Here is a 20,917-nt window from a genome sequence, read left to right as displayed (position 1 = left end):
TTTTTTTTTATTTTATAAATGAAAATGGCTCTATTTTGCAAAATCGCTATTGAATTTTAATCAAAAGGACCACATCTTAAGGCTATAAAGATAAACTTATGAGCTTAGAATTTTATGTTATTCCATTTGCCTAAACTCCCTGCGGAAATACGTGTCAGCCATTTAAATGCACGTGTCAATGAACAGAGAAAAAAAATTGCGCAAACTACGGCAAGCCGTTTAGAACTTTTACAATTAGCTCAACAACTTGCTAAAGAAGCTAAAATTCGCCGTAAAAATAATCAGAAAATTTTTGTTTTAGATTTCAAAGGTGATATTCAAGCTTCGGCAGTTGAAAACTTGCGTGAAGAAATTACTCTGATTTTAGCAACTGCTAAAGCAGGACGTGACCGTATTGTGGTTCGTCTTGAAAGCCCAGGTGGTATGGTGCATGGTTATGGTCTAGCAGCAGCTCAGTTGGTGCGTTTACGCGATGCAGGTTTTCATTTAACAATTTGTGTTGATAAAGTCGCTGCAAGTGGCGGCTATATGATGGCATGTATTGCAAATGAAATTATTGCAGCACCGTTTGCTATTGTGGGTTCAATTGGCGTGGTTGCTCAAGTTCCAAACTTTAATCGTCTTTTAAAAGAACACAATGTGGATTTTGAGCTTTACACAGCAGGGCAGTATAAGCGTACTGTAACTATGTTTGGTGAAAATACGCCTGAAGGTAAAGCGAAGTTTGAAGAAGAACTGCAACAAACTCATGTGTTATTTAAGCACTTTGTAGAAAAATATCGCCCACAGCTTAATGTCGATAAAGTGGCGACAGGTGAACATTGGTATGGTGAAGATGCCCTAGATCTGAACCTTGTTGATAAATTACAAACATCTGATGAGTACTTATTAGCTTTATTGCCGCAACATGATGTGTATGTGATTAATACACGTAAGAAAGCGACCTTAGGTGAAAAGCTGGGTTTACAAGCAGCGCAAATGGCAGATAGTTTGATTCCTACTGTAATCGGCAAAGTAATGGAAAGCCTAGCAAAAGCGAACACGACGCTTGTACAAGTGCGTGATCCAAAACTATAAGTTTATATAATTCAAATGTTATAAAAAGACCAGCTTAAATGCTGGTTTTTTTATAAAATTAATATTCAAAATTGTCTGATTAAATATGCTTAGATTTTTAATGGAAAGTAAAAAATAAATGTTGATAAATATAATTTTTGAATTGTGATAACCACATGGTTTTGATATTTTAAACAGCAATAAAATAGCTTTTAAATGAAATATTTAAAAAGTTAGACATTTAAAAATATAACTGAAATTTAGGACAGGAAATAATGACAAGAATAATTGTAGCATCCAAAGAGGGTTTGGACGTTCTGCAAGATGGTCAGCTCAATAAGGTCGTGTTAAGTAAACCTTCTATTATTCAAATTGGCGTAAGTCAAAAAGATATAGCATCGGTGGAAAAACAAGGTGGAAATCTAGTCGTCCATTTAAAAAATGGAGAGACTATTGTCTTAGAAAATTTCTTTAATGAAGTAACGAATACGACAGAACATTCACTTGTTCTTCCGACTGAGCATGGAAAATTTGTTGAAGCACAATTTGATGCTCAGGGTAAAGTAATCGACTATACAGGTTTAAACCATGTCACAGATTTAGCCTATACCAGCACGAGCCAACCAGCCTCAACAATGGCGGTTGATGATTCCCCAACTTTTTCGATGGGTAATGTATTAAAAGCAGGTTTAGCGGTTTTAGTTGCCGAAGGCTTATATCTTTGGGCTTTTGATAATGATGACAAAGATGATTCTTCAGGACCTGTAGATATCTTAGCTCCTGCTGCACCGACTGCTACTGTGGGTGATGATACTGTTACTGTGACAGGAAAATCCGAAGCGAATGCAAAAATTTATATTCGAGATTTGAACGGGAATACGATCGCATCGGGTGTGGCAGATGCAAGTGGAAACTTTACGATTAAGCTCGATAAACCTTTAACAGATGGAAATAAACTAAAGGTTGTTGCTGAGGATGCTGCTGGCAATATCTCTAAAGAAAGTGAGTTTATTGGAAAGAAAGATACAATTGCTCCAGATGCACCAGAAGCTCAATTAAATGAAGATGGTTCAATCTTGGATGGTAAGACTGAACCCGATGCAAAAGTTTTCATTTATGATGCTAATGACAAATTTATAGATACTGTAACTGCAAGTAAAGAAGGGAAGTTTTCTTATAAATTTACTCCACCTTTGATGGGTGGTAAAGTTGTTGTTGTAGATACTGCTGGAAATGAATCTGAAGCAACACTTATTTTTGCTGGCAAAGATACTATCCCTCCAAAAATCCCCTTACTGGAAGTAAATAAAGAAGGAACAGTAATTGAAGGAAAAGCTGAGGCGAATGCAAAAATTCAGATAAAAGATGCTGATGGTAAGGTGATCGGAACTGGTACGGCAAATGCAGAAGGTGAATTTCAAATCACGCTTTCTTCTGCATTAAAAGATACACAAAAGGCGACAGTCATTGTTGAAGATGCGGCGGGTAATACTTCTAAGCCTTTAGAAATTAAATCTGGCTATGACACCATAGCACCAGATAAACCTACAGCTCAAATTAATGCTGATGGAACAACAGTAACAGGAACAGCCGAAGCTAATGCAAAAATACAAATAACAATAGGTACTAAGGTTATTGGTAGTGGAGTAGCTGATGCGGATGGGAAATTTACAATTACGATTTCACCCGCTTTAACTGATAATAAGACTGCGGATGTTATTGCAATAGATGGCGCAGGTAATAGTTCTGGAGCATTTGAGGTAACAGGTACCAAGGATACAACCCCTCCTGCTAAACCTAGTTTTAGTGTATATGATGATAATGGTACCAGTTTAAAACAAATTTCTGCCAATGCTGAAACAGAAGATACAACTCCAAAATTTACTGCCAAAGTTGAATCACATGCAACTTTAACTATTTATGATAATGGCGTAGCAATTTCAATGATTGAAATAGGTGATTTAGGTAAGAATACGTCTTGGTCATTTACATTGGATAAAGAATTATCTCTTGGTAAACATACGATTACCCTAATGCAAAAAGATGCTGCAGGGTTTACCAGTGAAGTGAGTTCACCATTTACGTTTTATGTGGTCGCTCCAAAGGTTACAAGTTTAAGTGAGGTAGCTGTTGATACTGCTCATACAGAAACTGTATCTGTTGCTGATAGTGTTGGGTTAAATACATTAAAGTTAGTACAAAGCACAACAAATGAAACGGATAGCCAGCAGCAGAAATCTGTGCCAATAGATGATTTGTTAAAAAGCTCTACATCTAGTGAACCAGACCCAATTGAAACTCTTTTGTCTTCAGCTGCAGTAAAGCCTACGCAAGTAAATGATCAAAGTGATGTAACTACGAACGCTAGTAATATTACTCCCAATCTTGAGCATGTTTTACCTGATACAACTTCTTCAGTTTTACAAAACCTTTTAGAACAGACTTATCCCGTAGTCTAAAGAACCTTTAAAAAAAAAGCGCTCATTGAGCGCTTTTTTTTATGAGTTATTTGTTTTAGATAGAAGCATCAGTGCAAGAAGTCCATAGAAAATTGCCCCAATAGTTGCTAACAGCATATCTTTATGGGCATCCCACATATCGCCTTGTTGTCCATTATAATTTTCGGCTTCTTCCGGAGATAGTCCAATAGCAATTGCCCATTCAATAAGTTCATATAAAACACTTGATGCCATTACAAATTGAACTACTAATAAAAAAAGACTGAATGGCTTTACTGATGGTAACCACACTTGAAACACGCGATAAGTAAGAGGGTAGAGAAAAATACCATAGGCAAGATGAACCAAACGATCATACATATTACGGGACCAACCCATATATTGATCTAAGTTAAAATTGAATGCTTGTTGGATCCAATCATTATATGGAACGTATGAATACAGGTAATGTGCACCAACAATATGGATGAGTAAAAACAGCAGATAGAAAGTAAAACTTAAAAAATCGAGTCCAATCTTCTTAAAAATAACAAAGAGCAAAATCAACATAAACACTGTGCCCGCTTGATGAAGTAAATAGGCTTCAAATTCAAGAGGCTGAATAGCTGAAATGACAATCGCAATCAAAAGCAAGCCAAGAGCAATATAGTGTTTAAGTTTAAATTGTTTTTCGATCATTTTATGAAGTCTTTATTGTGATTTATATGAGTGTAATAAAAAAGCGAAGCCTAAGCTCCGCTTTTTGTAAACTTTTTAATTAAATTTTGCTAATTAAATCGCTAATTTGTTTCGCTTGTTCAGCTGCATTACCTGTATAAGTTGCAGGCGTAAGTTCAGCTAAGCGCGCACGTTCTTCGCTTGGTACTTGAGAAAGCTCATCACCATTTACGAAATTAACCATCATGTCACGAGTCATTGCTTGACCACGAGTTAACGCTTTTAATTTTTCGTATGGTTTTTCAATGTTGTAGCGACGCATTACAGTTTGAATTGGTTCAGCTAAAACTTCTTGAGCTTGGTCTAAATCTTCATTTAAACGGTTTGCATTTAACTCAAGTTTACCAACACCTTTTAAGCACGCATCGAAAGCAATTAAACTTTGCGCAAAACCAACACCCATATTACGTAATACAGTTGAGTCAGTTAAGTCACGCTGCCAGCGAGAAATTGGTAATTTTTCACCTAAGTGAGCCAATACTGCATTTGCAATACCTAAGTTACCTTCAGAGTTTTCAAAGTCAATTGGGTTAACTTTGTGTGGCATTGTTGATGAACCAACTTCGCCTTCTTTCAATTTTTGTTTGAAGTAACCTAAAGAGATGTAACCCCATACGTCACGGTTAAAGTCGATTAAAATCGTATTGAAACGACGTAACGCATCAAACAACTCTGCCATGTAATCATGTGGTTCGATTTGAGTTGTATAAGGGTTGAATGTTAAACCTAAAGATTCAACAAAAGCTTGTGCGTGAGCAGCCCAATCAACATCTGGATAAGCAGAAAGGTGAGCATTGTAGTTACCTACAGCACCATTGATTTTGCCAAGTAACTCAACGTTTTCAAATTGTTTGATTTGACGAGCTAAACGGTATGCCACGTTCGCCATTTCTTTACCCAAAGTTGTTGGGCTAGCAGTTTGACCGTGTGTACGAGACAACATTGGTTGTTCAGCGTGAGTCGTTGCCAAAGCAGAGATCGCATTAAGGATTTGCTTCATGCTTGATACTAAAACTTCACGACCGTTTTTAAGCATAAGCGCGTGAGACAAGTTGTTGATGTCTTCAGAAGTACATGCAAAGTGAATGAATTCACCCGCATTTTGTAATTCAGCGATACCAGCAATTTTCTCTTTTAAGAAATACTCAACTGCTTTAACGTCATGGTTAGTCGTACGTTCAATCTCTTTAATGCGATTTGCATCTTCTTCAGAGAAGTTGCTAACAATTGCATCTAAAGCTGCATTTGTTTCATTTGAAAAAGGTGCAACTTCAACAATTTCCGGACGGTTAGAAAGTGCTTGTAACCAACGCACTTCTACAGTGACACGAGCATGGATTAAACCAAACTCAGAAAGAAAAGGGCGTAGCGCATCACATTTGCTGGCATAACGTCCATCTAATGGTGATAGTGCGGTTAAAGCGTTCATAACGATTCCTTAATGTTGGAATAAACATAAAACTAAAAAAATCTCGTTTATAGTCTTAAACGACTTGGTACTGTAAACGAGCAAGTGCTTGAATATCTTGTAGCAATTTACGTTTGCTAAAAATCATGTTCCACGAACTACCGCCGAGTTGTCGCCATAAATGGGCCATTTGCAAGCCAGTAAACAGACAAGCACGGATGCGGTTAGTATGATTGGTATCTTTAAATGCTTCTGCATTACCACGAACTAAAATGCGTGGGTTAATCTGGCCAGCCGTATCAACATAAGTTTGCGCCAAATTGGCTAAAATGCTTGGGTGTAAGTAGTTATTATCAAAAAAAGACAGCTGTTTTAAAATTTTCTGCTGAGCTTTTTCAATGATTGCGACATATTCAGGATTGCTATAAACCTTTTTTTCTAGCTGTAAGAGCGACATCGCATAGGACATTGGCAATTTGGCCGTGCCCATTTTTGGAAGGCGAGACTTAGGCATGTTTGAAAAAGGTTGAGTAATACAATTTTCGAGTGTTTTAAGCCCTAAAGAGATATCTGCCAACTGATTAAAAAAATCTAAGGTTTGAACACCATTGTTGGCTGTAGGGCGAATATTTAAACTTGCTTTGATTAATAGTTCAAAATAGAAGTTACCAGTTTCACCAATACTTTGCTGACCAGTCATGGCTGTCATGTGGGTGAGCTGGGTGGCCTGAAATACCCCAGCCAAGGCAAGGGCACGGTTTTGGCGAACATTCAAGGCTTGTGATTGTTGAAATGGTAACTCCACCATGCCATTCATTCCCTTAAATAAAATTTGGTGTAGGGGCATTTGTATGGTGAATGACACCCCCGCCTAAGCAAACTTCATCTGAATAAAATACAACGCTTTGACCTGGTGTAACAGCACGCTGAGGTTCATCGAACTCAACGCGAACACCGTGTTCAGTGTTTTCATCAATAAAAATTGTACATGCCTGATCAGGTTGGCGATAACGCGTTTTAGCTGTACAGCGTAATCCTTCAACTGGAATATTTTGTTCACCAGCTACCCAGTCAATTGACTCACTCCACAGTTGAGTACTTTGCATGAGTGGGTGTTCATGTCCCTGACCAACAACGAGGCGATTATTGGCAAGATCTTTATGTAGTACGAACCATGCACCTTCAGCTGCACCTTTCAAACCACCTAGACCAATTCCGCCACGTTGACCGAGCGTATAGTACATCAGACCGTGATGTTCACCAACTTCTTTACCTGTATCAAGTACAATTTTCCCAGGCTGAGCGGGTAAATATTGTTTAAGGAAGTCATTAAAACGACGTTCCCCAATAAAACAGATTCCTGTTGAGTCCTTTTTCTTGGCTGTAGCAAGATCAAGTTCTTCAGCAATTCTGCGAACTTCAGGTTTTTCGATTTCGCCTACTGGGAATAAGGTTTTATTAATTTCTCTACCATGAACGGCATGTAAGAAATAGGTTTGGTCTTTATTGTTATCTACACCGCGTAATAATGGCGCATATGCTTCACCTTTAGAGTTATATGCGGTTTCACCACGGCGTGCATAATGACCAGTCGCAATAAAGTCTGCACCTAAAGTCATGGCATGATCTAAAAATGCGCGGAATTTAATTTCTTTATTACATAAAATATCTGGGTTTGGCGTGCGACCAGCAGCATATTCAGCTAGGAAAAGTTCAAACACTCGATCCCAATATTCCATAGCAAAGTTTGCTGTATGCAGCTTAATGCCAATTTTATCAGCTACTGCTTGGGCATCGGCTAAGTCTTCCATTGCCGTACAGTGTTCCGTGCCGTCGTCTTCCTCCCAGTTCTTCATGAAAAGACCTTCAACTTGATAACCCTGTTGAAGTAAAAGTGCTGCAGAAACAGAAGAGTCTACACCACCAGACATACCGACGATGACACGTTGTTGCATAGGACTAGGCATCCAAATGAGAAGTTAATGAGGGAGAGAAGGGGTGCTCATAAATAAGCGATAAAGGATAATGTTGGCCTTTCATAGCATCTTCAACTGCTTTTAGCACAAGAGGGCTGCGGGCACGGGCAGATTCTTTAAGTTCATCGGGTGTCATCCACACAGCAGCGATAATACCTGTGTCGAGTTGAGGATCACTTTCAACCTGAGTTACATGTGCTAGAAAACAGAAACGGTAATAAGTGCGATCGGGAAACATTGGCGGGGTATAAGTATAAATACCAAGCAAGGCATCAATTTCAACATGATGGCCTGTTTCTTCAAGTGTTTCTCGAATGGCAGCTTCTGTTAATGACTCACCACATTCCACATGACCAGCAGGTTGGTTAAATACTGTGTGTACAAAACCTTCGCTATGCTCTTCTACAAACAGATAGCGTCCGTCTTTTTCTACGACTGTAGCAACAGTGACATGAGGAGTCCATGCGGCCATAAAAAAGCACCATGATTTAAAAAACGTATAATACGAAATTTAGGGGTTTTTGGCTACGGTGATCTGCTAAACGATATGAGCAATACGACAAAACCATATCGTTTAAAAAGCAGAATTTTTATTACTCATAATCAAGATAGATAATTAATCTTGATTTGCTTGTGCAGCTTTATGATTATTTTGCACTTTTACATAATGTCTTGCTGAATAAGGAAGAAACGCCAGTTCTTTTTCAGTCAGTGGTCGTACTTGTTGTACAGGGCTTCCTACATAAAGATAACCACTTTTTAAGACTTTACGCGGAGGAACTAAACTTCCTGCACCAATCATCACATCATCTTCAATAATTACGTCATCTAGAATAACGGTGTTGATTCCGACTAAAACACGGTTGCCAATGGTACAGCCATGCAAAGTCACATGGTGTCCAACCGTTACATCTTCACCAATAATCAGAGGTGAGCCATTCGGTTTGGCATCATTTTTATGGCTTACATGCAACATACAATGGTCCTGTACGTTACTGTTTTTGCCAATTTGAATACTATTTACATCACCACGGATGACTGCAAAGGGCCAGACAGAAACATTTTCAGCTAAGCTAACGTCACCAACTACAACAGCCATTTCATCGATATAACATGTTGTATCTACTTGAGGGTGGTGTTCAAGATAAGGACGAATGTTCTTTGCCATAAGAAGTATCAAAATAAAATTTAGTCGAATTATAAAATATAAAAGCACTCAGGCTAAATAGCATGAGTGCTTAATTCAACTATTCTAAAATTAGAATAAATTGCTGAAGAATTGCTTGATATGGTCGATTAAACGAGCAAAGAAACCTGCTTCTTCAACTGGCTTTAATGCAACTAAAGGCTTTTCAGCAATTACTTTGCCATCTAAGCTAGCAACAAGTTTACCCACAACTTGACCCTTTTGAAGTGGCGCATTTAGGTTAGGTTGAACGACTAACTGAGTTTTAATGCCATCAGCTTTACCTTTAGGCATAGTCACACTAAAGTTTTCAGCCAAACCGACTTGAACTTCATCTTCTTTACCAAACCAAACTTTTGCTTTTGCAAGAACTTGATTGGCTGGTTGAACATTTGCAGTTTCAAAGTTTGCAAAGCCCCAAGCCAGTAACGTACGCGTTTGGTCTGCACGTTCAGACATGCTTGGAGTACCAAAAATCACTGAAATTAAACGCATTGGACCGCGTTTACTAGAAGTAGTTAAGCAGTAGCCCGCTTCATCTGTATGACCTGTTTTTAAACCATCTACACTTGGGTCAGTGTAAAGCAAGGCATTACGGTTACCTTGTTTAATACCATTAAAAGTAAATTCTTTTTCAGAGTAAATTGGATAGTATTTTGAACTGTCTTTAATAATATGTTGTGCTAACACAGCCATATCTTTTGCAGTTGAATAGTGACCTTCAGCTGGCATACCAGTCGAGTTAATAAACTGGGTATTCACCATGCCGATACGTTTTGCTTCCTGATTCATCATATGAGCAAACGTGCCTTCATTTCCGGCAATATGTTCAGCCATTGCTTTTGATGCATCATTACCTGACTGGATAATAATACCGCGGAGCATTTCTAGAACTGTCGCTGTACCGTTTAAAGGAACATACATACATGATTCAGAGCTACTTCCTTTACACCATGCAGACTCGTTCATACGAACCTGCTCATTTTCAGTCAGTTCACCTTTTAATAATTTTTGTTCAATGATGTAACTGGTCATCATTTTTGTCATAGACGCAGGTGCAAGCTTTTCGTTTTCATTTTTAGAAGCGAGAATCTGTCCTGTCTCATAATCCATTAATACATAAGACTTATTATTTAATTCTGGCGGAGCTGATAAGACAGTTGCTGCATAAGAAAAACTTGGTAAGAGGAGTAGTGCAGCAATAGCGCTTTTTCGAGTCATTCTAGGTAATTCCAATATCTTGTATGAAGCAGAAGAGCCTAGCATTTTAGGATAAAGCAAAGCCGACTTCTACGGGAGAAGTCGGCTTTTTCAAACAGTATTGTAACTCAAGAGTTTTTTACTAATTTAGTTTTGCGATTGATATGCTTTCACGTCTTGGCAAACTAATGTGTTTTGTTCATCACCAGCAGCTTTCGCATCGCTACGTGCTTCTTTTAAGTATTTCTTGAAAGCTTTGTCTTTACTACGTTTTTCTAATGCAGAAACAGCATCGGTTTCATTTGGTAGGTAGTCTTTAACTAAACGTTCATAGCCTTGAGCAAAATCAGCGTCTTTTTTACCAATCAAACTTGGACAAATTTCAGAAAGCACTTGAATTGCAGCTAATTCTTCAGGAGTCGTGCCTTGTTGTGGAGTGACTTCAACAACATTTTCATTTTCGGTTTTCTTTTCAGTTGTTTTCTTCTTATCAGCAGCAAAACCAGCTGTTGCCATGCTCATAAGTAAAACCAAAGAGAGCGATTGAACTAAGCTTTTCTTCATAAACATCGATAACCCAAAATAAAATTTCTAAATATGCCGTTAGCTTAACCAATTTAGAATTTAAAAAAATGGAAAAAATGTATTGTTATGTTGGTTTTCTGCTTAATGGCAAACAGAAAACCCAAAATGAATAAGTCTCTAGATCAAAAAAGAGTAAGATCTATTCTTTATAATTAACGATCTCTTCACAGAGCTCATGTTGTTCATGATGGTCCATTTGTTTTGCCGCAAGACGTGCTTCATTTAATAAAGTTTTAAATTCAGCATCGTTTTGTAGAGTCGTTAAGGTCATTGATTTATTTGAATAACCACTTAAATACATCGCAATAATTTTTTGAGCGTTTGACTCAAGTTTTTTATTTGTTCCAACAAAAGCTGGGCAGATTTCCTGCAAAACTTGCGTTGCGGCAATGTCATCTTTAATTAAGCTATCAGCCTCTTGTGTTGAGATATCCTCATCTGCAAAAACCACTTGCGTACACAATGTGATACTGATCCCCAATACCTGAAAAAAAGGAGCGAAAGTTTTCATTTTTTCACAATTTTATAATGCTATGGATGCATAAATATATATAATTCAACAAATAATTCAATTGTGAAAACCTTTAGGTTTATTTGTAGAGAAAGATTTTAGTGAATATTTTAATTGCGAATGATGACGGTGTTTTTGCGCCAGGTATACAGGCTTTAGCTGAAGCATTAAGACCACTTGGACGCGTGGTTGTGGTTGCACCAGAAAGTGAAAGAAGTGGTTTCTCAAGTGCATTAACATTGGATCGACCATTACGCCCCATTCAAATTGCCGAAGATGTCTGGGCAGTGAATGGTACACCAGCAGATTGTGTTTACTTATCCATGAATGGTTTGTTTGATTTTGAATTTGACTTGGTCGTGAGCGGAATCAATAGTGGCGCGAACTTAGGTGATGATGTTTTATATTCGGGAACGGTAGGGGCCGCATTTGAAGGTCGTTTAATGAAACAACCTGCAATCGCTGTGTCTTTAGCTGGATCTGATGTGCGTGCCTATAACAATAAAGAAGATTATGCTCAGGCTGCGCAGTGGGTTCATGATTTTATTGCAAGCGGATTACCAGCTTTGCCTCCGCGACATATCTTTAATATCAATATTCCTGACGTGCCACAGTTAAAAGGGGCTCAGATTACGTATCAAGGGCGTCGTGCTCAATCTAAGCCTATTACCAGTCATGTCGATCCACGAGGCCGTCAAGTTTACTGGATTGGTCTAGCAGGTGAGGCGGTTACAGATCCGCAACGTGTTTCTAGCCAGATTCAATCTGATTTCTTTGCCGTTGCAAACGGTTATGTAAGTGTTACTCCTATTCAAATGGATGCAACAAATTACGCTGTTTTAGAAGATTTACAGATCAGTTTGAGTCAATAATTTGCCTCGAATGTTATAACTTTGTGAATAAAGAAAAAGAGGAACGTGTTTCCTCTTACTTTTTTGGTACTCTTAGCCGAAATGATTTGTAGCATTTAGTGAGGGAGATCAATGCATTTAATTGGGCAACAAAGCAGAGTGCATATCCAAAAAGACAAAATAATGAAAATTATGTTGTTGTCTGTGGCTGTAGGTTTTACCGTTGCTATGGCAGGGTGTGCTTCTAAACCACAAATTAATAATAGTTCTCGCTATGCAATGGCTCCTAACTATTACACAGTTCGTTCAGGTGATACTTTAAGTGGTATCGCAATGCGTTATGGCCTCGACTATATCAGTATTGCCGAAATGAATGATATTGCTCCGCCATATCGTATTTATGTTAATCAGTCTTTGCGTTTGAAGAAAGGTTCTTCACCAAGAACAGTATCTACGCAAGTCATGGCACAACCTGAGCAAATCAAACGTCAAACCATTGCTCTACCAACCACACAACCTGTTACACCAGTAACTCAGCCTACAACGACCGCGCCGTCAACGAATACGACAGTGACTTCGGTTGCACCAAATTCTAGTTTACGCTGGATAAAACCGAATAATGGGCCAGTGATTCAAGGGTTTAATTTGGCAAATAATGTCAAAGGAATCCGTTATGGTGGAAATCAGGGTGACCCTATTTATGCCGCAGCAGATGGTCAAGTTGTCTACGCAGCTGATGGTTTAAAAGAATACGGCAATCTGGTTTTAATTAAGCATATTGACGGCTATATCAGTGCCTATGCCCACAATAGCAAGATGTTTGTAAAAAGCGGTGACAATATAACTGCTGGACAAAAAATTGCCGAGATGGGCTCTACTGGGGCTTCACAGGTCATGCTTGAGTTCCAAATCCGTTTGGATGGAAAACCAATTAATCCTATAAATCTTTTACCAAAATAGCTAATGCATCAAACTTAGGTTTCCTCGTATAATATAATTGGTTGCTTTCATTACAACAATAAGCATTTTTTTATAAATTTAGAATTAGATTTGAGGAAACCTATGTTAGATCAGCTTCGTGCGATGGGTGTTTTTGCTTGTGTGGTTGAAAAAAGTTCATTCAGTGGTGCGGCACGTGAATTAGGAATTACAACAAGTGCAGTGAGCCAGCAGATTCGCTCCCTCGAGCATGAAATGGATGTAATTCTCTTACATCGCTCCACTCGTAAACTTAGTTTGACAGAAGCCGGACAGGCTTTTTTTTCAAGCTGTCAAGAAATGTTGGCCGCTGCTGAAAGGGGGAAAATCAGAATTAATGAGTTGAGGGATGACTTAATTGGGGATTTGCGTATCGCAACTACTCCTGATTTAGCAGTTCAGCACATTATTCCTGCGTTATCTCACTGGATGTCAGCTCATCGCGGTTTATCAGTGCATTTTGAAGTTGGGCATCGTTATATCGACTTAATTGAAGAGCGAATTGATATTGCAGTGCGCATGAGTTCTACGCCAGTAGAAGAAAGTAGCTCTGTCATTCCGATGGCTTTTGTCGATCAGATTTTAGTAGCTTCGCCAAGTTATCTGAATCAATCTAGTCCAATTGTGCATCCTAATGATTTAAGAGATCATGAATTATTATCAATTAATGTCATGAATGACGCGCGTCATTTCAATTTTCAACATGTAAAAACAGGTGAAACACTTAATATTGAAATGCAAAGCCGTTTGCAGAGCAATAATTTACAAATTGCAAAAGCGCTATGTCAGCAAGGACATGGTATTGCAAGAATTCTATATTTAGATGCTCAAAAAGAGTTAAAAAATGGTTCTTTGATTGAACTCATGCCAGATTGGAAATTACCAACTTTTACTTTGTATGCAGAAGTTGCCAAGCATGACCAACAGCCAATGAAAATTCAGCGCTGTGTTGAAGCACTTAAACAATATTTTAGTCAGTTAGCAGGAGGACGAGCGATCCAAATCGTTCGTTAATTTTGCCACTCTAAAAGTAAAAAGGGCCTGCATTTGACAGGCCCTTTTTTATTACTTCTGTTTTAAGGTTGCGACTTCTTCTACACTTTCTTGTGGTAGATCTTCCGCAGTAAGTTCTTCATGTTTCTTAATTTTTTTCTTATTTTTCTTTTTCTTCTTTGGCTCCTCTTCAATTTCTGCGCCATCTTCAATGGCTTGCCAATATTCGAGTTGCTCCATTACAGCAGCATAAATAGAGTGTTTACTGTATTTACCTTTTTTATCGAGTGTACCGACAGGGCGGGCCATTAGGATTTCAAGCGCCTGATCAATCGTGTCAATCGCATGGATATGGAATTGACCACTTTGTACCGCATCAATCACATCTTGGCGTAACATCAAATGCTGCATGTTTTGCCGAGGAATAATGACGCCTTGTTTGCCAGTTAAACCTTGTAATTTACAAGCATCATAGAAGCCTTCAATTTTTGCATTTACACCACCAATTGGTTGAACTTGGCCTAACTGGTTCATAGAACCCGTAATTGCCCATGATTGATCAATTGGTATTTGGCTAATTGCAGAAATTAATGCAGAAAGCTCGGCAACTGTTGCACTGTCGCCGTCTACTTGCCCATAACTTTGTTCAAATGCAAGCGCAGCAGAGAAATGTAAAATCTGTTCACGACCAAAGTGAGCTTTTAAGAAGCTAGACATGAGTAACACGCCTTTGGCATGTAGTGAACCGCCAAGTTCTACACTACGCTCAATATCAAGAATATCACCGCCACCTTGATAGACTGATGCAGTCAAACGTGAAGGTAAACCAAACTCAACATCTGCATAGTGAATGACAGAGAGGGCATTAATTTGACCTAAACGATGACCGGAAGTCTCGATTAACTGAGTTCCACGTGACAGATCTTGCCAGTAAAGCTCTCTTAAATAACCTAAGCGATACTGTCTGTGTTGTAGTGCCAAGTTAATGTGCTGGTCAGTTACAAGCTTTTCATTGGCTTTAAATGCATGATGATGTGCTTCGCGAATGAGGTCGCCTAAAGTTGAAGCATGTAACGACAGTGAGCTTTGGTCTTCTGCCTGACGACTTGAGTCGGTAAGTAAAGCTGCTAAAGCACTGCGGTCAAACGGAAGTAATTTATCCGCTTGTACATAATCAGCAATTAGCTGCATGTAGGCTTGTTCATTTTCGTCATTACGTTGCAGAGTATCGGTAAAATCTGCACGAATTTTAAAGACACTGCCAAGCTCTGGTTCTACTTCTAAAATTTCATAATAAATCTCAGGCTCTGCCATAAGAACCACTTTAATATCAAGTGGAACCGCAGCAGGTTCAATCGAGATAGAGCCTGTTAACGTCAGCATATGTTCAAGAGAAGAAAGCTTGAGCTGACCTGATTTCAAGGCACGCTTTAAACCTTGCCATGCATAAGGCTGTTCGAGTAATTGCTCGGCCTCAAGCATTAAAAAGCCACCATTCGCTTGATGTAGAGCACCTGGACGAATGAGCGTGAAATCTGTGGTAATTGTGCCGTTGTGAGTAAGTTGTTCAACATGACCAAGCAAATTGTAGTGGGTTGGGAAATCTTCAAAAATAACCGGTGCACCACTGTTTGGTTTGTTTGAGACAATTACATTGGCCTGATAACGTGCAGGCACACGATTGAACATTGCCGGAGCAAAGTCATCTTCTTCTTGCTCTAAAATGAGTTCAACATTATCAATTACATCTTGAGCATATTGTTTTAAATAATCTTCAAGGCCTTTGACTTGACCATATTTATTTAAAATCAAATCCATGCGTGGCTTAACCACTTGAGTCGCGATGTCCCGATTCAACACAGAGACTTTGTCACGTGCGTCATCTTCTAAATCACCTAAATGCAAACCAAGACGCTCGAGCTTTTTATCCATGTAGCGAACATTCGCGGCAATTTCAGCACGTTGCTTAGTATTTAAAGCATCAATTTCTGTTTGAGTGAGTTCTTGCAACTGATCATCTTTTACTTGTACAGGTACAAAGCCATGCTTTTCATTGCGAGAGATGAGTTTTAAATCGAGCTCTTCACCTTCTTTGGTTAACTCGACAAGCGCTTGTTGCTGCTCATCTCCAGTTTCCTCACGGATACGCTCAATACGGTTATGATAGGTCTCGGCACTAAAACGGCGTTCAAGCTGTTTTAAAATAATTTGCCAAGTTTGATGAAGGGCATGTTGAAACTTGGTTCCTTGTCCAGCAGGAAAGCGTAAAGCAAGTGGTTGGCGTGCTTGTTTAAAATTATAGACATATACCCAGTCATCTGGAGTCGGCATTGTTTTCGCATGTTGTTGGAGTAAACGCTTAATCATGGTGCGTTTACCCAAGCCTGCTGTTCCTACCGCAAAAATGTTATAGCCAGAGTAGGGTAAAGAAATCCCTGCTTCTACCGATGCTTTGGCACGGTCTTGCCCTAAAAAATTATTAAGCGGTTTTATACGTTTTGTAGAAGCTGGAATTTTTTCAAAATCTGGAATATGTGTAAGTTGTTCGGGTTTTAAGGCTGTTTTATCCAAAGTCATTTTTATATCAGGTTGCTCAAAAGCTGAAGGAAATGCATTTATTGTGACGTTTGTGGTGTTTGTTTTAGCGAGTGATAAAGTTGAGATGGTCACTTGATCAAGTTTTTGTGTCACTGTTGATATCCAGCAAAAGAAAACGAAGGTTGAAGCTTAAAGGTATACAGGTTTAGCATAAAATATCAAGCAAACTTGCCGTTTTTATCGCCAAAACAAAATTGATTGCATAAAGAATCTTGAAAGGAATTGTAAGAAGGGTTTGAATAGGCACATTTATAATTTATGGAAAATAAAAAACGAATGACCACACAAGCTTCGGGTTGGGTCTCGGCTTTTAAAGCATTTTTAGATCGCCGTGCATTAATTATGCTGTTTCTAGGTTTTTCTGCCGGAATTCCGATTTTATTAATTTTCTCTAGTCTCTCTTTATGGCTTGGAGAGGCGGGCATTGATAAAAGTGCAGTCACTTTTTTTAGTTGGGCTGCCCTAGGTTACTCTTTTAAGTTCGTTTGGGCTCCTCTTATTGATGAGTTACCTGTGCCTGTCTTAACTAAAACATTAGGCCGAAGACGAGCTTGGTTGTTAATTGCACAGTGTTTGATCGTTCTTGCTATTTGTATTATGGCTTTTTCTGATCCTGCTTTAGGTCAAAGTTATCTTATCCAAATGGCGGTAGGTGCTGTATTACTCGGCTTCTCGGCAGCCACCCAAGATATTGTGATTGATGCTTACCGTATTGAATTAGCAGAAACAGAAATGCAAACAGTATTGGCCTCAACCTATAATGCTGGTTACCGAATTGGCATGATTGTGGCTGGAGCGGGTGCATTATTTTTAGCTGCCCACTTGGGAACTGCTAAAGGTAATTACATTTACGAAGCTTGGAAAACGACTTATTTAACCATGGCAGGCGTTATGTTACTGGGTATTGTCACGACCCTACTTGTGCGTGAGCCTGTTGTAAATCGAGTTTATAAAAATTATAAGAGTAGTGATTACTACCGTTTGGTTCTCGTATTTTTTATTGCCGTTATTTCATTCGTAGTCACTTATATTTATTCGGGACACATTACCGAGGCCATTTCACAAGCTGGCAATATTAAAGACAGTGCTGCGTTATTTGGTTTAGAGGCTTTAAGATTTTTAACTGCAACTGCTACTGCGATTTTTGTAGGTTATCTACTCGTTAAAATTGGTGTAGTTAACCAGCAAATGGCTAAAGAGACATGGATTGCACCAATTCTTGATTTCTTTAAACGTTATGGTGTCAAACTCGCATTAGTGTTGTTGCTACTTATTGGTTTCTTTCGTATTTCAGACATTATTGCTGGTGTTATCTCTAATGTGTTCTACCAAGATCTTAACTTCAGTAAAGAGCAAATTGCAGAAGCAGTTAAAATCTATGGGGTACTATTTAGTTTAGTCGGCGGTTTCTTAGGTGGTCTTTTAGCACAGCGCATCAATATTATGAAACTGATGTTTGTCGGTGCTGTTTTGGCTAGCTCTACCAATTTAATTTTTATTGGACTAGTAAAATCTGGTCAGCCATTAGATATGGTAGACGTAAAAGTTGGTGAACATAGCTATCAAGTCAAGCCAGATGAAGTCGGATTATGGAAATTAGAAGTACCAAGTTCTGCTTTTAGCGGAACAAAACAAATTGAAGTAAAAGCTGCTTATGCTTCAAATGATGTAGCGCCTGTTACACGTACTCAGCCATTACTTACAACTGAGTTAGCTAAATCGCCTCTACAAATTTTACCTGTTATGGGCAATGATCAGGTCTCACTCAAAGATGGTGAGGGAAGTGTTGTGGTTCGAGGGCAATACTTTGGACAAGCATTAACTCCTACGCAAAAAATTATCATTAGCCTTGATGGGCAAAATTTTGATGCAAAAATGTCTGATCAAAAAGGTGTTTTTAGTGCAGCCATTGATGCAAAAAAACTAGTGGCATCGACCAGTAAAGAGCTTAACGTAGCTGTAATGGATGGCGAACAAAAAATACTTTCTGCATCTCATCCATATGCTGTTAGCTCAAATCAAAAAGCGGCAAGTGAACTTGATGTGAATATTGAACCGGTAGCTTATATTGATCCACTTTCTGGTCAACCAGTGGAAGTCAGCGGTAAGGTCATTAAACCATATAGTTCTTTATGGCTTTATTTTGCCATTATTGTCGATAACTTGGCTTCTGGTTTGGCTGGTGCGGCATTTATTGCATTCCTTTCAAGTTTAACGAGTGTTTCATTTACAGCTGTTCAATATGCAATCTTTAGTTCACTCATGACACTTACTCCAAAACTTTTGGGTGGATATTCAGGTACCATAGTCAGTAATATTGGATACCCAAAGTTCTTTTTGATGACAACTCTTATTGGTATTCCAATCTTGATCTTAGTGGTTTGGGTGGGAAAATTGCTAAGAGATCATCAAACACATGAATCAGAAAAGGCAGGTGAATAAACATGCGAATGCTTCATACAATGTTGCGAGTAGGCAATTTAGAACAATCTTTAAAGTTCTATACCGAAGTATTAGGGATGAAGTTACTTCGTAAGCGTGATTATGAAGAAGGGCGCTTTACACTAGCATTTGTTGGCTATGGCGATGAAGAAACCAATACCGTGCTTGAGCTTACCCATAACTGGGATACATCAAGTTATGATTTAGGCAATGCCTATGGCCACATTGCCATTGGTGTTGATGATGCCTACAAAGCGTGTGAAGAAATTAAAGCACGTGGTGGCAAAGTTGTGCGTGAAGCGGGGCCAATGAAAGGTGGTGTTACTGTTATCGCATTTGTTGAAGATCCAGACGGCTATAAAGTCGAATTGATTCAACAAGATGCTAATGCGACAAATAACTAAAAATTGACTGTGATGCTTTAAGAATTAGTTCTTAAAAGCCTAGCTTTATTTTTTTAGCCCAGTATGATGAACGCTTGACCAAATGGTCAATTTATCAACTGGGTTTTTTATTTATCTAGAATAATCATAGGATATGGCTATGCTGAAGTTATTGGCTCTTGATCGATTTACAGTTTTGTTAGTTGGAATGGTACTACTCGCAACATTTTTTCCAGTCAGTGGTCAAGCAGCTCAATATTTCAATACACTGACCACAGTCGCGATTGCAATCTTATTCTTTTTGCATGGCGCGAAACTATCACGTGAGGCTGTAATTGAAGGTATTTTGCATTGGAAAATGCATTTACTGGTCTTCGCATTTACTTTCTTTATTTTCCCTGTGATTGGTCTGTTGGCTAAGCCAATTTTATTACCTCTGTTAGGTCAACAGCTGTACTGGGGTTTTTTATTTATGTGCTTTTTACCCTCTACAGTTCAATCATCTATTGCATTTACGTCGGTTGCAAAAGGGAACGTGGCGGGAGCGGTGTGCAGTGCATCTTTTTCAAACTTGATTGGTATGTTTATTACACCAGTATTGGTGAGCTTCTTTATTCTAGGCCAAAGCCAACATGGATTTGACCCGACGACTTCAATTATACAAATTACATTATTACTATTAGTGCCATTTATTTTAGGTCAATTATTACGTCCTTATATTTTCCCTTATATGGCAAAAGTTCCGAGTATTGTTAAAGCATTCGATCAAGGCTCGATTTTGATGGTGGTGTATGGCGCATTTAGTGGAGCAGTAGTTGCAGGGCTTTGGCATCAAGTAAGTTGGAAAACTTTACTCATTCTAACAATTGCGTGTTCAGTACTTTTAACAATTATTATGCTATTAGCACTTTATCTACCGCGTGCTTTAGGTTTTAACCGAGCAGATCAAATTACAGTTTTCTTTTGTGGCTCCAAAAAGACCTTGGCGAGTGGTGTTCCGATGGCGCAAATCTTATTTATTGGCCAACCTTTAGGCATGATCGTGTTACCTATTATGATTTTTCACCAAATACAGTTAATGGTGTGTGGGGTGATCGCAAATTACTTGGCTAAATCCCAAGATTAATTCGCAAAAGAAAATTATTTGACGTATAATGTTGCCCACTTGTTGTGCTTAGCTCTAACCCTAGAGGTTTCGGTGGGCCAAAAGAATGGTCTGTTGTGGTGTTGATCTGCTCATTTTGAGCCTGTCCTCAACTTAAGTTGAGAGTGATCAATTGCGATGACAGCTTAAGCCTTTCTTCCAATTAGGAGTAATCGACGATGCGCGCCGATATTCACCCAAAATATGAAAAATTAGTTGCAACTTGTTCTTGCGGTAACGTAATCGAAACTCGTTCTGCTTTAGGTAAAGAAACTATCTACCTTGACGTATGTTCAGCTTGCCACCCCTTCTACACTGGTAAGCAAAAGAATGTAGACACTGGTGGTCGTATCGACAAATTCAAACAACGTTTTGCTGGTATGTCTCGCTCTATCAAGCGTTAATACTGCAACACGAAACAAAAAACGGG

At 38.7% G+C, this 20,917-nt stretch carries 19 protein-coding genes; 9 read left to right on the top strand and 10 right to left on the bottom strand.

Features of this window, described 5'->3' with window-relative positions; all coding sequences use genetic code 11:
• Positions 1–114: 114 nt before the first annotated feature.
• Both sohB and blp2 read left to right on the top strand, forming a co-directional pair.
• On the top strand, positions 115–1,077 hold the full coding sequence (gene sohB, locus AW165_RS01765) for a protease SohB (RefSeq protein WP_005067965.1): 963 nt from the start codon (positions 115–117) through the stop codon (positions 1,075–1,077).
• Between the two features lie 254 nt (positions 1,078–1,331).
• Positions 1,332–3,515: an Ig-like repeat protein Blp2 gene (gene blp2 / locus AW165_RS01760; protein ID WP_060464810.1), complete on the top strand. Its 2,184-nt coding sequence runs from the start codon at positions 1,332–1,334 to the stop codon at positions 3,513–3,515.
• 39 nt (positions 3,516–3,554) lie between these two features.
• Here blp2 and AW165_RS01755 read toward each other — a convergent pair whose 3' ends face one another.
• From AW165_RS01755 to AW165_RS01715, 9 genes are all read right to left on the bottom strand, one after another.
• Positions 3,555–4,193, bottom strand: a complete 639-nt coding sequence (locus tag AW165_RS01755) for a DUF2238 domain-containing protein (RefSeq protein WP_060464809.1) — start codon at positions 4,191–4,193, stop codon at positions 3,555–3,557.
• Between the two features lie 79 nt (positions 4,194–4,272).
• A complete protein-coding gene (gene purB / locus AW165_RS01750; protein WP_060464808.1) occupies positions 4,273–5,661 on the bottom strand; it encodes an adenylosuccinate lyase in 1,389 nt (462 codons plus the stop codon).
• A 55-nt stretch (positions 5,662–5,716) separates the two neighbouring features.
• A complete protein-coding gene (hflD, locus tag AW165_RS01745; protein ID WP_060464807.1) occupies positions 5,717–6,448 on the bottom strand; it encodes a high frequency lysogenization protein HflD in 732 nt (243 codons plus the stop codon).
• A gap of 13 nt (positions 6,449–6,461) precedes the next feature.
• On the bottom strand, positions 6,462–7,595 hold the full coding sequence (mnmA, locus tag AW165_RS01740; protein WP_060464806.1) for a tRNA 2-thiouridine(34) synthase MnmA: 1,134 nt from the start codon (positions 7,593–7,595) through the stop codon (positions 6,462–6,464).
• Between the two features lie 4 nt (positions 7,596–7,599).
• A complete protein-coding gene (locus AW165_RS01735; RefSeq protein ID WP_060464805.1) occupies positions 7,600–8,088 on the bottom strand; it encodes an NUDIX hydrolase in 489 nt (162 codons plus the stop codon).
• 144 nt (positions 8,089–8,232) lie between these two features.
• Positions 8,233–8,784: a gamma carbonic anhydrase family protein gene (locus AW165_RS01730; RefSeq protein WP_014207309.1), complete on the bottom strand. Its 552-nt coding sequence runs from the start codon at positions 8,782–8,784 to the stop codon at positions 8,233–8,235.
• Positions 8,785–8,874: 90 nt separating this feature from the next.
• Positions 8,875–10,023 (bottom strand): D-alanyl-D-alanine carboxypeptidase PBP5/6, encoded by a 1,149-nt coding sequence (gene dacC, locus AW165_RS01725; RefSeq protein ID WP_002118558.1) that lies wholly within the window; start codon positions 10,021–10,023, stop codon positions 8,875–8,877.
• A gap of 126 nt (positions 10,024–10,149) precedes the next feature.
• The gene (locus tag AW165_RS01720) at positions 10,150–10,572 is read right to left on the bottom strand and encodes an MCR_0457 family protein (RefSeq protein ID WP_002118406.1); all 423 of its coding nucleotides are present in this window, start codon (positions 10,570–10,572) and stop codon (positions 10,150–10,152) included.
• A 154-nt stretch (positions 10,573–10,726) separates the two neighbouring features.
• Positions 10,727–11,098, bottom strand: coding sequence for an MCR_0457 family protein (locus AW165_RS01715; protein ID WP_057062852.1), 372 nt, complete (start codon positions 11,096–11,098; stop codon positions 10,727–10,729).
• 101 nt (positions 11,099–11,199) lie between these two features.
• Here AW165_RS01715 and surE point away from each other — a divergent pair, with 101 nt between their 5' ends.
• From surE to AW165_RS01700, 3 genes are all read left to right on the top strand, one after another.
• Positions 11,200–11,970, top strand: coding sequence for a 5'/3'-nucleotidase SurE (gene surE / locus AW165_RS01710; RefSeq protein WP_060464804.1), 771 nt, complete (start codon positions 11,200–11,202; stop codon positions 11,968–11,970).
• 111 nt (positions 11,971–12,081) lie between these two features.
• Entirely contained in the window at positions 12,082–12,909 is an 828-nt protein-coding gene (locus AW165_RS01705) for a peptidoglycan DD-metalloendopeptidase family protein (RefSeq protein WP_033847771.1), read from the top strand.
• Between the two features lie 102 nt (positions 12,910–13,011).
• Positions 13,012–13,941: a LysR family transcriptional regulator gene (locus tag AW165_RS01700; protein WP_033847769.1), complete on the top strand. Its 930-nt coding sequence runs from the start codon at positions 13,012–13,014 to the stop codon at positions 13,939–13,941.
• A gap of 51 nt (positions 13,942–13,992) precedes the next feature.
• On the opposite strand, the gene AW165_RS01695 is transcribed toward AW165_RS01700, so the two are convergent.
• Entirely contained in the window at positions 13,993–16,611 is a 2,619-nt protein-coding gene (locus tag AW165_RS01695; protein WP_060464803.1) for a Lon protease family protein, read from the bottom strand.
• Between the two features lie 165 nt (positions 16,612–16,776).
• Between AW165_RS01695 and AW165_RS01690 the strand changes: the two genes are divergently transcribed.
• The 4 genes from AW165_RS01690 (at position 16,777) to rpmE (ending at position 20,891) form a co-directional block, all read left to right on the top strand.
• Positions 16,777–18,960: an AmpG family muropeptide MFS transporter gene (locus tag AW165_RS01690; protein WP_081410492.1), complete on the top strand. Its 2,184-nt coding sequence runs from the start codon at positions 16,777–16,779 to the stop codon at positions 18,958–18,960.
• A 2-nt stretch (positions 18,961–18,962) separates the two neighbouring features.
• Positions 18,963–19,364: a lactoylglutathione lyase gene (gloA, locus tag AW165_RS01685; RefSeq protein ID WP_005067992.1), complete on the top strand. Its 402-nt coding sequence runs from the start codon at positions 18,963–18,965 to the stop codon at positions 19,362–19,364.
• 133 nt (positions 19,365–19,497) lie between these two features.
• Positions 19,498–20,469 (top strand): bile acid:sodium symporter family protein, encoded by a 972-nt coding sequence (locus AW165_RS01680; RefSeq protein ID WP_014207306.1) that lies wholly within the window; start codon positions 19,498–19,500, stop codon positions 20,467–20,469.
• Between the two features lie 197 nt (positions 20,470–20,666).
• On the top strand, positions 20,667–20,891 hold the full coding sequence (gene rpmE, locus AW165_RS01675; RefSeq protein ID WP_001200845.1) for a 50S ribosomal protein L31: 225 nt from the start codon (positions 20,667–20,669) through the stop codon (positions 20,889–20,891).
• The last annotated feature ends 26 nt before the right edge of the window (positions 20,892–20,917 follow it).

The organism is Acinetobacter sp. LMB-5 (genome assembly GCF_001541635.1).
Lineage (GTDB): Bacteria > Pseudomonadota > Gammaproteobacteria > Pseudomonadales > Moraxellaceae > Acinetobacter > Acinetobacter pittii.
Note: the sequence above shows the minus strand (reverse complement) of the source record. Positions and strands in the feature narration are given on the sequence as shown.

Bases quoted from the DNA above. Each gene is read 5' to 3' on its own strand.
- hflD (WP_060464807.1), bottom strand. From the start codon at position 6,448: ATGGTGGAGTTACCATTTCAACAATCACAAGCCTTGAATGTTCGCCAA.
- dacC (WP_002118558.1), bottom strand. From the start codon at position 10,023: ATGACTCGAAAAAGCGCTATTGCTGCACTACTCCTCTTACCAAGTTTT.
- AW165_RS01720 (WP_002118406.1), bottom strand. From the start codon at position 10,572: ATGTTTATGAAGAAAAGCTTAGTTCAATCGCTCTCTTTGGTTTTACTT.
- gloA (WP_005067992.1), top strand. From the start codon at position 18,963: ATGCGAATGCTTCATACAATGTTGCGAGTAGGCAATTTAGAACAATCT.
- AW165_RS01735 (WP_060464805.1), bottom strand. From the start codon at position 8,088: ATGGCCGCATGGACTCCTCATGTCACTGTTGCTACAGTCGTAGAAAAA.
- AW165_RS01690 (WP_081410492.1), top strand. From the start codon at position 16,777: ATGGAAAATAAAAAACGAATGACCACACAAGCTTCGGGTTGGGTCTCG.
- mnmA (WP_060464806.1), bottom strand. From the start codon at position 7,595: ATGCAACAACGTGTCATCGTCGGTATGTCTGGTGGTGTAGACTCTTCT.
- AW165_RS01700 (WP_033847769.1), top strand. From the start codon at position 13,012: ATGTTAGATCAGCTTCGTGCGATGGGTGTTTTTGCTTGTGTGGTTGAA.
- rpmE (WP_001200845.1), top strand. From the start codon at position 20,667: ATGCGCGCCGATATTCACCCAAAATATGAAAAATTAGTTGCAACTTGT.
- blp2 (WP_060464810.1), top strand. From the start codon at position 1,332: ATGACAAGAATAATTGTAGCATCCAAAGAGGGTTTGGACGTTCTGCAA.
- AW165_RS01755 (WP_060464809.1), bottom strand. From the start codon at position 4,193: ATGATCGAAAAACAATTTAAACTTAAACACTATATTGCTCTTGGCTTG.
- sohB (WP_005067965.1), top strand. From the start codon at position 115: ATGTTATTCCATTTGCCTAAACTCCCTGCGGAAATACGTGTCAGCCAT.
- AW165_RS01715 (WP_057062852.1), bottom strand. From the start codon at position 11,098: ATGAAAACTTTCGCTCCTTTTTTTCAGGTATTGGGGATCAGTATCACA.
- purB (WP_060464808.1), bottom strand. From the start codon at position 5,661: ATGAACGCTTTAACCGCACTATCACCATTAGATGGACGTTATGCCAGC.
- AW165_RS01680 (WP_014207306.1), top strand. From the start codon at position 19,498: ATGGCTATGCTGAAGTTATTGGCTCTTGATCGATTTACAGTTTTGTTA.
- AW165_RS01730 (WP_014207309.1), bottom strand. From the start codon at position 8,784: ATGGCAAAGAACATTCGTCCTTATCTTGAACACCACCCTCAAGTAGAT.
- AW165_RS01705 (WP_033847771.1), top strand. From the start codon at position 12,082: ATGCATTTAATTGGGCAACAAAGCAGAGTGCATATCCAAAAAGACAAA.